This window comes from Agrobacterium tumefaciens (assembly GCF_017726655.1).
Lineage (GTDB): Bacteria > Pseudomonadota > Alphaproteobacteria > Rhizobiales > Rhizobiaceae > Agrobacterium > Agrobacterium tumefaciens_B.
In genome coordinates, this window is record NZ_CP072308.1 from 2,489,949 (window position 1) to 2,503,967 (window position 14,019).

Here is a 14,019-nt window from a genome sequence, read left to right on the forward strand (position 1 = left end):
ACTTGGGAGGAGAGCATGAAAACACTATTGGAAGGCATAAGCCAGACGCGGCTTTCGCGTCGAACGGCGTTGAAAACCATGGGCGCCGCCGCAGCGACGCTCGCCATGCCCGGTTTGACACGCGCATCCGGCGGCAAGATCAAGGTGGGTTTCATCAGTCCGCTGACGGGACCGCTTTCGCCCTTCGGCGAATCCGACGGCTACACCGTCGAGATCATCAAGACGCTGCTGGCCAACGGTATCCAGAACAACGGCAAGACCTACGAGGTCGATATTCTGGTGCGCGACGCCCAGTCCGATCCGAACAAATCGGCGGAACTGGCGGGCGAACTGATCCTGAACGAGAATGTCCAGCTTCTGATCCCGGCATCGACGACGGATGTCATCAATTCGGCCGCCGATCAGGCGGAACTCAACGGCGTTCCCAGCATTTCGTCGGCCGCGCCCTGGCAGGCTTTCGTCATGCCGCGCGGCGGCGACAAGAAGCCGTTCGACTGGACCTACCATTTCTTCTGGGGGCTTGAGGATGCGCTCGCAACCTTCGTCGGTCTCTGGCAATCGCTCGAAACCAACAGGAATGTCGGCATGCTGTTTCCGCGCAATGCCGATGGCGAGACCTGGGGCAATCGCGGTTACGGACTGCCGCCGGCGGTCGAAAAAGCCGGCTTCAAGACCATCGTGCCGAGCATGTTCCAGCCGCGCACGAACGACTTCTCCGCGCAGATTTCCCAATATAAGAGCGGCGGCTGCGACATCGTCGGCGGCATCACCTATGTGTCGGACCTGAAGACCTTCATCACCCAGTGCAGCCAGCAGAAGTTCAATCCGAAGGTCGTCACGGTCGCCGCGGCCCTTCTCTTTCCCTCGGGCGTCGAGGCCATGGGGCCGCTCGGCAACGGCATGAGTTCGGAAGTCTGGTGGACGCCGGCCTTCCCGTTCAAGTCGTCGCTGACCGGCGAAGTCAGCCGCGATGTGGCCAATGCCTGGGAAAGCAAGATGAAGAAGCAATGGATCCAGCCGCTGGGCTATGCCCACGCGCTCTGGGAGGTTGCCATCGATACGCTCAAACGCGCCAAGGATCCGATGGACCGCACCTCGGTGCGCGACGCGCTGAAGGCGACCGATCTCAACACGCTGGTCGGCCCGATCAAATTCGGCGCCGGGCCGCATGCCAATATCTGCAAGACCCCGATCTTCGGCGGTCAGTGGGTGAAAAGCGACAGGTGGATGTACGATCTGAAGATCGTCGACAATTCCGTCAGCAAGCTCATCGAGCCCGAAGCCAAGCTGCAACCGATCAAGTGGTCCTGATCGCGTGAACTGTCCTCGGACAGGTCGAAGGCGATCTGTCCGAGGACGACAATTCCAATGCGGACGAAGGGCATGCGATGGCGCAAATGATTTTATCGGGAACGGGGATATCCAAGTCCTACGGCGCGCTGAGGGTTCTCCATGGCGTGGACATCGATGTCCGCGAGGGCGAAATCCTCGGAATATTGGGCCCCAACGGTGCGGGCAAGACCACATTGTTCAACATGATCAGCGGCGACGCGACGCTCGATGCCGGGGAATTGACCTTTAACGGCGAAACGCTCCGTTCCGAGGCGCCGCACCGGCGCTGTCGCCGCGGCATCGGCCGCACCTATCAGATTCCGAAGCCCTATGCGGGCATGACCACATTCGAGAACCTCATGGTCGCAGCCATGTTCGGCGCTGCGTTGAGCGAACGCCGCGCCAACGCCTTCTGCGCGGCCATTCTCGAGGAATGCGGCCTCGCGGCGAAGGCGAACCTGGCCGCCGGTTCGCTGACGCTTCTCGACAGAAAGCGGCTCGAACTGGCGCGCGCGCTGGCGAGCGATCCGAAGCTGCTGCTGCTCGATGAGATTGCCGGCGGCCTGACCGAGGAGGAGGCGCGCCAGCTCGTCGCGCTCGTTCGCCGCATCAGGCAGCGCAACATCACGATCGTCTGGATCGAACATGTGCTCAACGCGATCATGGCGGTGGCCGACCGGCTCCTCGTGTTGAATTTCGGGGAAAAGATCGCCGACGGTCCGCCAAGAGAGGTGATCGCCAATCCGGATGTCCAGCGCGTGTACATGGGGATCGAAGCATGATGACGACATTCGATCTTCTCTCCACCCGAAGTCTCAATGCCCGCTACGGGGACTTCCAGGCGCTTTTTTCCGTCGATTTCCGCATTGCCGAGGGAGAGGTCGTCGCCCTGATCGGCGCGAACGGGGCGGGTAAATCGACCTTCCTGCGCGCCCTTATGGGCCTTCTTCCCGTCGGTCGCGACATGGTGCTCTTTGAAGACCGCCCGGTCGGCGGCGGCGCGCCGCACCGCATGGTGCAGCTCGGCATCGCCATAGTGCCGGAAGGGCGGCGGCTGTTTGCCGGCATGTCCGTCGAGGACAATCTGAAGGTCGCCGTCGACCATGCCCGAAAGACGGCCGAAAAGACGTGGACGCTCGAGCGCATCTACAGGCTGTTTCCGATCCTTCAGGAAAGGCGAAGGACCCAGGTCGAGAAGCTGTCGGGCGGCCAGCAGCAGATGGTGGCCATCGGCCGGGCGCTTCTCGCCCAGCCGCGGCTTCTGCTTTGCGACGAGATATCGCTCGGGCTCGCGCCGAAGGTCATCCGCGAGATCTACGAGGTGCTGCCGCAGATCGCCGCCACCGGCACGTCGATCGTGCTTGTGGAACAGGACGTGATGCTGGCCCAGCGCGCCTCCAATCGCCTCTACTGCATGCTCGAAGGCCATATCACGCTCGAAAGCCTGTCGTCGAACGTTACCCGCGCGGATATCGCGCAAGCCTATTTTGGAGCCGGTCATGACGTGGCTTGACGCATTGATACAGGGTGTTCTGCTCGGCGGAATGTATGCGCAATACGCGCTCGGCATGGCGCTGATGTTCGGCGTCATGCGGATCGTCAATATCGCCCATGGCGACCTCGTCGTCCTGCTCGCGCTGATCGGCATATCGGCCTCCGTCGCCTTCGGCGTCGGGCCCTTGCCGCTTGTTCTGCTGCTCGTACCGCTGGCGGCAGTCATCGGCTGGGGCCTGCAGAAATTCGTGCTCAACAAGGTGGTCGCGGCGGATTCCCTGCCTTCCCTGATCGCCACCTTCGGCGTCTCGATCGCGCTTCAGAACCTGATGCTCGAAATCTGGTCGGCCGATACGCGCTCGATGAGCGGCGGCGGCATCGAGGCGGCGTCGGTCGATATCGGCGGCATCTATATCGGGCTTCTGCCGGTGATGATCCTGATCGCGGCGACGCTGCTGACGCTTGGGCTCGACCTGACCATGCGCCGCACCCGTTTCGGCCGGGCCTTGCGCGCCGCCGCCGCCGACACGGAAGCCGCGGCCATGACCGGCGTGAACCCGCGCGTCGTCTACGCTTATGCGACAGCGATCGCGGTCGGCATTCTCGGCCTTTCGGGCGTCTTCTTCGCGCTGCGCGCCACCGTCTCGCCGGCCGACGGTCCGGCCCAGCTGATCTATGCCTTCGAGGCGGTGATCATCGGCGGCATGGGCTCGATCTGGGGCGGCTTTGTCGGTTCCATGGTTCTCGGCATCGCGCAGGCCATCGGTTTCCGCATCGATCCCGGCTTCGGAACGCTGGCCGGCCATCTCGTTTTCCTCACCGTGCTGGCCACCCGTCCGCAGGGCCTGATGAGCAAAGGTTGAACCCATGACACTGGCAAACCCCGTCCCTCCGGCCGATGCCGGACCGTTTGCGGCCGAACCGGCCCATGTCGTTATCCGTCACACTGGGTCCAGCCGCGTTGCCGCGGCTGTCTCTCTCCTCATCCTGGCCGCCATGGTCTCGATGCCCTGGTGGGGGCAACCCGGTCATATGCGCTGGGTGGTGGAGTTTTCCGTCTACCTGGCCATTGCCCAGATGTGGAACCTGCTTGCCGGATATGCGGGGCTTGTCTCCGTCGGTCAGCAGGCCTTTATCGGCGTGGCGGGCTATGCGATGTTCGTGCTGGCTTCGAATTTCGGCATCAATCCGTTTCTGGCGGTCTGGGTCGGCATTTTCGTCTCGGGTCTTCTGGCGCTTCCTACCTATGCGCTGCTGCACCGTCTCGACGGTCCTTATTTCGCCATCGGCACCTGGGTGGTGGCGGAAGCGGTAAAGCTCGTCGTGTTGAACATCGACTATGTCAACGCAGGCTCGGGCATGACGCTTCGCGTCATGAGCCAATATTCCCTGCATCAGCGGCAAGTCGGACTGATGTGGCTTTGCGCCGCGATGCTTCTGGTGACGGTCGGCGGCAGCTATTGGCTGCTGCGCTCGCGCCACGGCCTTGCCCTGACGGCGATGCGCGACAATCCGGTCGCCGCCGAAAGCCAGGGGGTGAACGTCAAGCGGCTGCGCTTCCTGATCTTCGTGGCCGCGGCGATGGGCACGGGGCTTGCCGGCGCCGTCTACTACATGGCGCAGCTGCGCATCACGCCGGCGGCCGGCTTTAATCCGAGTTGGGCCAATATCGCCATCTTCATCGTCATGGTCGGCGGTGTGGGGACCATTGAAGGCGTTCTCGTCGGCGCGCTGATCTATTTCGTCGCCGATCGCTTCTTTGCGCAATACGGCGCGGTCTACATGGTGGTGCTCGGTCTCATGACCCTCCTGACCGCCCTTTATGCGCGCCAAGGCATCTGGGGGCTGATCTCGAGCCGCATCCACGTTCCCCTCTTCCCAGTGGGCCGAAAGCTGGTCGTCTCAAGCACCGTTACGAAAGGATCGCATCCATGAAAGCCGCGCTTTTCGACCGGATCGGGGCGCCGCTTGTCGTCGGCGATGTCGATGATCCGAAACCGCAACGGGGACAATTATTGCTCAAGGTCTGCCGATGCGGCATCTGCGGCAGCGATCTCCACATGACCGCCGAGGAGGTGTTCGGGGTTCGAAAGGGCGACGTGCTCGGTCACGAGTTTTCCGGGGAAGTCGTGGAGATCGGCGGGGAGACAGGTGGCCTTAAGGTCGGCGATCATGTCAGCGTCGCGCCGATGCGCGGATGCGGACATTGCCCATCGTGTCTGCGCGGCGAACCGGCCTGGTGCGAAAAAATGACGCTGATCGGCGGCGGCTATGCCCAATATGCCGCTGTCGATGCCTTTCAATGCCGGCGCCTGCCCTGGGGCATTTCTCCCGCCGACGGCGCGCTCGCCGAGCCGCTTGCCGTCGCCTTGCACGGCATCACGCAGTCCGGCCTGAAACCCGGCGACACCGTCCTCATTGTCGGCGCGGGCGCCATCGGCCTTGCCGTCGCCTTCTGGGCGCGACGGCAAGGCGCGCGAAAGGTCGTGCTGGCGGATCTTTCGGATTTGCAGGCGCAGCGGGCCATGGCTCTCGGAGCAACCGGTTTCGTCGTCTCGGACGACGACATCGCCGTCCAGGCAGCGGCGGCCTGCGACGGACGGCCCGATATCGTGTTCGAATGCGTGGGGCGGCCGGGCATGATCGATCACTGCATTTCACTGGTGCGGCCGCGCGGCAAGATCGTGGTCCTGGGGCTCTGCACGGCTGTCGACCACATGGACTCCTTCCGGGCGATTTCGAAGGAAGTGACGATCGTCATGTCGGTGTTTTTCAACATGCACGAATTCGCAACCGCGATCGATGCCCTCGATTCCGGACGCTTTACGCCGCAGAACCTGATTTCCGACGTCGTGGGCCTCGGCGACATGCCTATGGCATTCGAGGCGCTGCGAAAGCGAACGACGCAATGCAAGGTGTTGATCGATCCGTTCGGCGAATGAGCCTATAGAGGTGGCTCAGGAAATCTGTACAGCTACAATAAGTGGAGCTTCTACCTGAGATCGGCTTAGATGCCGGGAACAGGAGGTGCCATGACGTAAGGACCGCGCCGGAACACAGTACGGCTTTCAAGGCGAAGGTGGCGTTTGCTGCCATCAAAGGTGCACAGACGATGGTAGAATTGTATCAGCAGTTCTACGTTCGCGCCCACTCGGACAAACAGTGGAAAGACCAGCTCTTTGAAGGGGGCGACAGGCGTATTTGGAGATGAAACCAGCCGAACCGGCAGAACCGATCGGCGATGTCAAAACGCTTCACGCCAAGATCGGCGAACTGACACTGGAAGCGATTTTTTGCACGGCTTAACAGGCGAAATGCTGGTGAAGCTGCTGGACATGTAAGTCGGCGGCATCCGAATAAGGCCATGTATGTAGGTCGGCCGTTCTGGGGTGTTGGGCGAATGCAGCCAGACCATGGCAGTGGCATCGACTTGCAGGACGCAAGGGAAAAAGACTGCGACCGGCGGCCTCACAAATATGCTGACGTCCAGCCTATCAGTTTGGCGCATCGGCTGGGGCACGAATACCGATCCCGCATCAAACCCTTGACGCAGAAATGGTTCAGGGTCCCGGTCGGAATGAACGCGACGACCCCGTCGGACAAGGGTTGAAACGGCTTTGCTCAAGCCCCAAGGGAAAGCATCCGGCCACGCTTGCGATTGCCCATAAGTAGCTAACTCGTTAACGAAAAGCTCTCGCTAAAATCTTGAATCGAGAGAATTACTTGTGATTCTGTGCCGAGCACCTGACTCTTTTTAGGCGGTGCTTTCTGCCTGTTTGAGACGACGTCGATGGCTGATAATGATGGCCATTGGAGTAAGCAGGAAATTGACGCAAGGGCTTTCAAGGATGCACGCCTGAATGGCGAGTGCCACGGTCAACGTGAGTAACACAGTCGTTGGGGTGGCGCCGCTGATTTCGATCAGGAGGCCTTGTTTCCCGACCTTCTTTTCCGTGTTGTGGCACCGTTTCTCGGATCATAGAACTTGAGATCGCGATGTCTCGAACCGTCGGCAGATTGGTTTCCCTTTCCCTGAGCACGGGCACCGAGCGAGCCTGCACAAAGATGGCGTCTTAGACGCCGAGTTCGGGCGGAATGCGCAAATCGGAGGCATCATGTTGAGCAGGCGGCGGTGCAGCCAAGCAGCTGTCGGGAGTCGAGGTGCCGCGGATAGTGGCCGCTACACCAAATACCTTCCGGCGAAGCGAGCCGATCAAAGCACAATAAGTTCGGTACCCTTAGAGAGGCAACTGTAGTGCCTTTTCTCAGTTCAACAGACCCGACGCGTTTCTAAACGCTTCCGACCAGACCGCGTAGCCTGCTGCGTTGAGGTGGACCAGATCGGGTAGGTAACAACGGAACATCGGCAGGCCATTCTCACCAAGGAGGCCGGCGTTTGGATCACACCATGTGGTGCGGTCGCGGCTCTCGCACCAGTCGCGCGCCATCTGATTGAAAAGATCGAATTCGTGTCGATAAATCCAGCGCGCCGGACTGGGCTTGATGGCTAGGACAAACACCTCCGCCTGCGGAAGGGTGCGAGAGATGCCGTCCCGTAAATCCTGCAGGTGCCGAAGCGTGGTCCCGGCCTTGAGGCCGTCGCTGGCAATGTCGTTCTCGCCGAAATAAAGCACCACCTTGCCGGGCCTCAAGGGAACCAGCAACTGGTGCAGATAATGGCTGGCGGAGAGGTAGGTGCCGCCGCCAAATCCCAGATTGACGATATCCAGCGAGCCGAGATCTTCGGTCACCGAGCTCCAGATCCGAAATGAAGATGACCCATAAAAGGCGATCGGATTGGTTGGAACGCCGATGCGCTGAAGGCGGGCAAGGACGGCAAGGACATCGTTTTCGTGACGGCTGGTGCCGATATTGACCGGAAAGTCGTACATGATTGGTCCTGAAAAATTCTGTTGGAAGCAGGATGCCGTCATTTAGGCGCCCCGCGATCGGCAAGGGTCACGGAAGGGCGTGCTGCAGCACAGTCAGGGCACCTTTTGTAAGGGCGTCATCCGCCCCCACGGATGTCTTGAGACCGAACACCTCTGCGGCAACCAGATAGAGATCGTTCAGGCCGTCATTGCCGACGATAGCGGCTTCGTCTCCCTCCGCATACCATCCGGCCTCGCGGGCCTGCCGAAACTCCTGCCCGATGACCAGTCCGCGCACAAAGGAGCGCAACTGATCCGGTGAAAGCCGGCCGGCAAGCCCGCCGGTTCGCGCTGAAAACATGAGCGACAGCATGGCAGCGGATCGTTTTGCCTCTTTCAGACCCCAGAGATAGGCCTCTGGATCATCGACCGGCGGCTGCGTGGAGCCACGCGCGATGAAGGAATGATTGATGAGCAGGTTGAAGATTTCACCGGTCACGAATGTCTGAAAACCGTCGATCCGCCGTGCCTTCACCCGCGCCCATTTGCTATGGGTTCCGGGGATGATGAGGGTAGCGTCTTCACCAAGGCCGTGGCCGACGATCTGGGTTTCCTCACCGCGCATCACGTCCGGAAAGGGCTGGCGGGCAGGATCGTTGAGACCCGGCAGGAAGACGAGGTCGGAGCCGTTCGGCAGCGACCTGCGCACCGTGCCGGCGGCAAGTTCCGCCGGGCCTGCCGGGCACGGCACATAAGCGACTTCGACCCAGCCGTTGCGGCTGGTAATCATGCCGAGCGCGGCGACGGGCAATGCCCCCTGGCGTGAAAACCAGGGTGCAAGCGCAGCCATCAACGCCGCCTCGTGTTCACCCTTGGCGAGGCTCGCAATACCGTCGGCGGTTTCAAGATGATCGAGCTCTTCGCCTTCTTCGCCAACGAGCGCCGCCCTCAGCGATGTCGTTCCCCAATCGACGATAATCGAGTTCGCCGCTGCTGCCATGTCTTGAACCTCCTCGTTCATTTCATCTTGGGGCTTGTCATAAGTCGCAAGTCTATGTAGTGTCAATTAGTGAATTCAAGGTATCAAAATATGATACTAAATCAGGAGGAGAATGATGATGGCTGGCCTCAAGGGGATTCTGCCTGTTTTGCCCACGCCGTTCCTGGCGGATGGCGGCATTGACGAAACGGGCATGAAGCGGCTGGTGGTCTTTGCGCTCGACAAGGGCGTGGATGGTGTCGTGTTTCCCGGTTTCGCCAGCGAAGTTGAGGCTTTGAATGCCGCCGAACGCGCGACGTTGCTGAAGATCGTCGTCGATGCGGTGGCAGGTCGGGTGCCGGTTGTGGCGGGTGCCAGCGCTGCCGACTGGCGTGAGGTGGTCGAGCATGGGCGGGCGGCATCGGCGCTTGGCATTCGCCACCTGATGGTGCAGCCGCCGAAATCGGTCGGCACGGATGCGCCAGCGCTGATCGAATTCCTCGGCAGGATCGTCGAGGCGCTGCCCGCGGTTGAAATCATCCTGCAGAACGCGCCTGCGCCGCGCGGCTCCGACCTCTCGCCCCAGGCGATCGTGGAAATCGTGCGAGCGTTGCCGCAGGTGGCCTATGTCAAGGAAGAGACCCTTCCGGCCGGCCCGGCCATCAGCTACATCATCGCCCATGCGCCTTCGACGCTGAAGGGCGTCATCGGTGGCGGCGGTGCACGTTACATTCTCGACGAATATGCCCGAGGCGCTACGGCGGCCATGCCAGCGCTGGAGATCGCCGAGGAACATGTGGCCATCGACCGGGCGCTTGTTGCCGGGCGGCAGGAGGAGGCTCGCCGGATTTATGTCCGCACATTGCCGCTTCTGGTGTTGCAGGCGGTCTATCGCATGCGGCTGACCAAATATGTGCTCGCCCGCCGCGGCGTGATCGAAGGCATCGGCGTGCGCGCGCCGACACCTGAGCTTGATGCGGCGGCCATTGCCGATATCGATGCCAATCTGGTCGAGCTTGGCCTTGTTGCCGCGGAGGCCGCATGAACAGCCCCATCGCAACCGTCGAGGTCTTCACGCTGACCCAGCCGCGCAAGGTTCCCTATCTCGGCGCGCTGAGGCAAGGCGAGGTGGTCAATCCCAACGGCTACATCGTGCGCAAGGGCAATCGAACGGTCTACCCCACCTTTGACCGCAGCGTGCTGGTGCGCATGACGACTGAGGCGGGCACCGTCGGCTGGGGTGAGACCTATGGTATTGTCGCCCCCGGTGCCGTTGCCGCCCTCATCAACGATCTTCTCGCCGGTTTCGTGATCGGCCGTGATGCGTCCGATCCTTCGGCTGTTTACGACGACCTTTACGACATGATGCGGGTGCGCGGTTATACCGGCGGCTTTTACGTCGATGCGCTTGCCGCGCTCGATATTGCGCTCTGGGACATTGCCGGGCAGGAAGCCGGAAAATCCATCCGCGACCTTCTTGGCGGCGGTGTTGACATCTTTTCGGCCTATGTTTCGGGCCTGCCTGAAAAGACATTGAAGGCGCGCGGGGAACTGGCGAAATATTGGCAGGATCGCGGTTTTGATGCTTTCAAATTCGCAACGCCGGTGGCTGACGATGGCCCGGCGGCGGAAATCGCCAATCTCCGGCATGTCCTCGGCCCGCAGGCAAAAATCGCCGCTGACATGCACTGGAACCAGACGCCGGAGTGGGCGCTGGAACTCATAGCCGAGATGACGCCGTTCGACCCGTGGTTCGCCGAAGCGCCGGTCTGGACGGAAGACATCGCAGGGCTGGAAAAGGTTTCGAATGGAACAGAGGTCCCGATTGCCGTCGGCGAGGAATGGCGCACCCATTGGGACATGCGCGCCCGCATCGAACGCTGCCGCATCGCGATCGTGCAGCCGGAAATGGGCCACAAGGGCATTACCAATTTTATCCGCATCGGCGCGCTCGCGGCCGAGCACGGCATTGACGTGATCCCGCACGCAACAGTCGGTGCAGGTATCTTCCTTGCTGCGAGCCTGCAGGCGTCATCGACATTGCCGACCCTGAAGGGGCACGAGTTCCAGCACTCGATTTTCGAACCCAACCGCCGCCTGCTCGCCGGCGATATGGATTGCCGCGAAGGCAGATATTACCTGCCCTCCGGACCGGGACTTGGCGTCAAGCCGTCGGAGGCGGCGCTCGCCCTTATTGAACGTATCTGAACTGGTTTTCTGGAGGAGGAACCCATGACCAAAAGAATAAGAAAGCTGGCGCTTGGCACAGCGACCGCGATGTTGATGACCGTAGGCGGATTTGCTCCCGCCATGGCCGATACCGTTTTGAAATTCATTTCCTGGCAGACGGACGATGCTGGCACGGGCGAATGGTGGCGCTCTGCCATTGCCGCCTTCGAGAAACAGCATCCGGGCGTGAAAATCGAATTCACCAAGGCCGAGCGCAGTTCCTATGCCGACACGATGACGACGCTTTTTGCGGCCAACCAGCCGCCGCAGATCGTGCATCTGGCGTCCTTCGAATTTCAGATGTTTGCCGATAGCGGCTGGCTCGAGCCTCTCGACCCGTGGCTGAAGAAAGACGGCATAGACATGACGGGCTGGGCCGGCCAGCAGAAGTGCGAATGGAATGGCGAAACCGTCTGCATCATGACCAACTACTTCGGTTTCGTGATGGCCTACAACAAGAAGATTTTGGAAGAGGCGGGCGTCGCAGTTCCGAAGAGCTATGATGAGTTTCTGGCCGCTGCGAAAGCAACGACCAAGGATCTGAACGGCGACGGCATCATCGATCAGTTCGGCACCGGCCATGAAACGAAAGGCGGTCCAGGGCAATATCTGACGGAGATGCTGAACTACATCCTCGACGCCGGCGCCTACTGGACCGACAAGGACGGCAATATCACCATCGACACGCCGCAGATGGTGGAGGGTCTTTCACGCTGGAAAACCGTGATGAAGAGCGGCATCAGCCCGGTCGACATGAGCGCCAGCGATGTGCGCAAGCTCTTTGCCGATGGCAAGATGGCGATGCGGCTCGATGGGCCCTGGCTTTACGGTACGACCGAAAAGGGTTCGGCCAAGGCTGACATCGTCTACGCCGCGCCACCGCTTCATCCGCCGCTCGGCGGATCTTCCAACGTGCTGGCGATGCCAGCCGATATTCCCGACGACCAGAAGGCATTGGTCTGGGATTTCATCAAGCTGACGATGTCACCAGAATTCCAGCGCAGCTATGCCACCCTCGGCGGCAACACCCCGCCAAGCCCGAAGGCCGACGTCTCGGGCGTTGAAAAGACCATCCCGCATTTCCCGGTGCTGATTGAGACGATGAAGGCCGCGTCGGAAGCCGGTATCGACCGCATTCCGACCGGACTTGAGCTTTTCTACAACGAGTTCAGCAAGATGGTGATGGAAGAAAGCCAGCGGATGATCATTCAGGATCTCGATCCGGCGGCGGTGGCGAAAACCATGCAGGCCAAGGCCGAAGCCATCAAGGGTTGATCCCGTCGTTTCGCCATGGCCCGCTTGAAAGGGCCATGGCTATCATCCGCATCCGGCAGGAGGACCATCCATGACCGAACCCGTTCGGGCTGGGCGTCGCAAGTTTTTCGATCTGGCACGTCCCAGCCGGCAACATCTTCTCGGCTATATTCTGATCGCGCCCGCGGTCCTGATGGTTGCCGCCATCATCGTCTGGCCGCTCGTTTTGGCCATCGACCTGTCGTTCCAGCAGGTCAAGATACCAAGGCTCGGCGGCGCCAGCCGGCCGTTTTCATTGGCCAATTATAATTGGTTGTTTTCCTCGCCGGAATTCTGGCTGGCCTGCTGGGTGACGCTGAAACTGGTCATCGTCGTGACCGCCGGCAGTGTTGCTGTTGGCCTCAGCACGGCGCTTCTGGCCAATAACCGTTTCAAGGGCCGCACCGTCGCGCGGTTGGGAATGGCACTCCCCTGGGCGGTGCCGGAAATCATCGCGGTCGTCATCTTTGCGTGGATGTTCGACACGTCCTTCGGCCTGTTCGGCTGGCTGGCGATAAAGCTCGGTTTCACCGACCAGATGATCCCGTGGGTCAGCAGTTCGACAGCCGCCTTCTGGGCCGTTGCCATCACCATGGTCTGGAAGGGTTTTCCTTTCGTGTCGATCATGTGCCTCGCTGGTTTGCAATCCATCCCCGCCGATTATTACGCGGCGGCCAAGGTGGATGGCGCCAGTGTCTGGCAGCGCTTCCGCTGGATCACCATGCCGCTTTTGATGCCGGTGCTGGGCGTAACGCTGGTGCTGACGCTGCTGTGGGTATTCCGCGACTTTTCTATCATCAAGGTCCTGACCGGCGGCGGGCCGCTGCGGTCGACCCAGACACTGTCGATCATGACCTACGATCAGGCCTTCCAGTACCACAATTTCGGCCGTGCCGCCGCCGTCGGCGTGCTGACGCTGGTGATCTGCATCGTCGCGAGCCTTCTGATGCTCGGCCGGCGTTCGAAATCGATCTATTGAGGAGGCTTTGATGAAACGCACATTTTTACAGAGCCTTGCCCTCTACGCGACTGTGATCTTCACGCTGGTGATGATCCTGTTCCCGGTCTACTGGCTTCTGGTCACGGCGCTCTCCACCACCGATGAACTGTACCGCCTGCCGCCGACCTTCTGGCCGGATGATGCGCAATGGGACATTTTCGCCAGGGTCTGGGCGGCAAAACCGATCCTGCTGTGGCTGTGGAACTCGATGCTGGCGGCCATCGGCTCGGTGGCGCTGTCGATGCTGGTTTCGGTCAGTGCCGGTTATGCGCTGTCCCGCTACTCCATGCGGGGCGGCGCGACCATGGGTCTCTTCGTCCTGACGGCGAAGATGTTGCCCGCGACCCTGCTCGTCATTCCGCTGTTTTCGATTTTTTCCAGCTTCGGCCTGATCGGCAGCCTGTGGACGCTGGTTCTGGCGCATTCGACCATGATCATTCCTTTCGCCACATGGATGCTGAAAGGTTATTTCGACACCATTCCGAAGGAGTTGGAACAGGCCGCCATGGTCGACGGCTGCTCGCCGATCGGTGCGATGGTGCGCGTCGTGCTTCCGATCGCCACGCCCGGTCTTGCCGCCACCGCACTTTATGCCTTCGTGCTCAGCTGGGCAGACTATGCCTATGCGCGCACCTTCCTCGTCAACTCGCCGGACAACTGGACGGCCAATCTCGGCATCACCACGATGCAGGGCGAATATGTCACCTACTGGAACGACATTTCCGCCGCATCCGTGTTCATCGCGCTGCCGATCATCGCAATCTACCTGTTCCTTGAACGTTATTTGGTCGGCGGCCTCACCGCTGGCGCGGAGAAATAAG

Annotated in this window: 13 protein-coding genes and 1 pseudogene; 12 read left to right on the top strand and 2 right to left on the bottom strand. The window is 60.9% G+C overall.

Annotated elements, in window-relative coordinates; all coding sequences use genetic code 11:
* The first annotated feature begins 15 nt into the window (after nt 1-15).
* The 7 genes and pseudogenes from AT6N2_RS12130 to AT6N2_RS12160 form a co-directional block, all read left to right on the top strand.
* Nucleotides 16-1,311: an ABC transporter substrate-binding protein gene (locus AT6N2_RS12130; protein ID WP_209087111.1), complete on the top strand. Its 1,296-nt coding sequence runs from the start codon at nt 16-18 to the stop codon at nt 1,309-1,311.
* A gap of 77 nt (nt 1,312-1,388) precedes the next feature.
* Nucleotides 1,389-2,114, top strand: coding sequence for an ABC transporter ATP-binding protein (locus tag AT6N2_RS12135; protein WP_209087116.1), 726 nt, complete (start codon nt 1,389-1,391; stop codon nt 2,112-2,114).
* On the top strand, nt 2,114-2,845 hold the full coding sequence (locus tag AT6N2_RS12140) for an ABC transporter ATP-binding protein (protein ID WP_209089684.1): 732 nt from the start codon (nt 2,114-2,116) through the stop codon (nt 2,843-2,845). The genes AT6N2_RS12135 and AT6N2_RS12140 overlap by 1 nt, the downstream gene beginning before the upstream one ends.
* The gene (locus tag AT6N2_RS12145) at nt 2,832-3,689 is read left to right on the top strand and encodes a branched-chain amino acid ABC transporter permease (RefSeq protein WP_209087118.1); all 858 of its coding nucleotides are present in this window, start codon (nt 2,832-2,834) and stop codon (nt 3,687-3,689) included. Before AT6N2_RS12140 ends, AT6N2_RS12145 begins: the two co-directional genes overlap by 14 nt.
* A gap of 4 nt (nt 3,690-3,693) precedes the next feature.
* The gene (locus AT6N2_RS12150) at nt 3,694-4,761 is read left to right on the top strand and encodes a branched-chain amino acid ABC transporter permease (protein WP_209087119.1); all 1,068 of its coding nucleotides are present in this window, start codon (nt 3,694-3,696) and stop codon (nt 4,759-4,761) included.
* Entirely contained in the window at nt 4,758-5,768 is a 1,011-nt protein-coding gene (locus tag AT6N2_RS12155) for an alcohol dehydrogenase catalytic domain-containing protein (protein ID WP_209087121.1), read from the top strand. The genes AT6N2_RS12150 and AT6N2_RS12155 overlap by 4 nt, the downstream gene beginning before the upstream one ends.
* 69 nt (nt 5,769-5,837) lie before the next feature.
* Nucleotides 5,838-6,120, top strand: a pseudogene (locus AT6N2_RS12160) (IS3 family transposase); the annotation flags it as partial.
* A 971-nt stretch (nt 6,121-7,091) separates the two neighbouring features.
* Here the strand turns inward: AT6N2_RS12160 and AT6N2_RS12165 are convergent.
* Nucleotides 7,092-7,718: a GDSL-type esterase/lipase family protein gene (locus AT6N2_RS12165; RefSeq protein WP_209087123.1), complete on the bottom strand. Its 627-nt coding sequence runs from the start codon at nt 7,716-7,718 to the stop codon at nt 7,092-7,094.
* A gap of 67 nt (nt 7,719-7,785) precedes the next feature.
* Nucleotides 7,786-8,697 (bottom strand): 2-dehydro-3-deoxygalactonokinase, encoded by a 912-nt coding sequence (locus AT6N2_RS12170; RefSeq protein ID WP_209087132.1) that lies wholly within the window; start codon nt 8,695-8,697, stop codon nt 7,786-7,788.
* 115 nt (nt 8,698-8,812) lie between these two features.
* On the opposite strand from AT6N2_RS12170, the gene AT6N2_RS12175 reads away from it, so the two are divergent.
* The 5 genes from AT6N2_RS12175 to AT6N2_RS12195 all read left to right on the top strand — a co-directional run bounded on the left by AT6N2_RS12175 (nt 8,813) and on the right by AT6N2_RS12195 (nt 14,018).
* A complete protein-coding gene (locus AT6N2_RS12175) occupies nt 8,813-9,721 on the top strand; it encodes a dihydrodipicolinate synthase family protein (RefSeq protein ID WP_209089686.1) in 909 nt (302 codons plus the stop codon).
* On the top strand, nt 9,718-10,884 hold the full coding sequence (locus tag AT6N2_RS12180; protein ID WP_209087140.1) for a mandelate racemase/muconate lactonizing enzyme family protein: 1,167 nt from the start codon (nt 9,718-9,720) through the stop codon (nt 10,882-10,884). The genes AT6N2_RS12175 and AT6N2_RS12180 overlap by 4 nt, the downstream gene beginning before the upstream one ends.
* Before the next feature lie 24 nt (nt 10,885-10,908).
* Complete coding sequence (locus AT6N2_RS12185; RefSeq protein ID WP_209087142.1) at nt 10,909-12,180, top strand: ABC transporter substrate-binding protein; 1,272 nt, start codon at nt 10,909-10,911, stop codon at nt 12,178-12,180.
* Between the two features lie 70 nt (nt 12,181-12,250).
* Nucleotides 12,251-13,177, top strand: coding sequence for a carbohydrate ABC transporter permease (locus AT6N2_RS12190; RefSeq protein WP_063948138.1), 927 nt, complete (start codon nt 12,251-12,253; stop codon nt 13,175-13,177).
* A gap of 10 nt (nt 13,178-13,187) precedes the next feature.
* The gene (locus AT6N2_RS12195; RefSeq protein ID WP_142172418.1) at nt 13,188-14,018 is read left to right on the top strand and encodes a carbohydrate ABC transporter permease; all 831 of its coding nucleotides are present in this window, start codon (nt 13,188-13,190) and stop codon (nt 14,016-14,018) included.
* Nucleotide 14,019 lies beyond the last annotated feature (1 nt).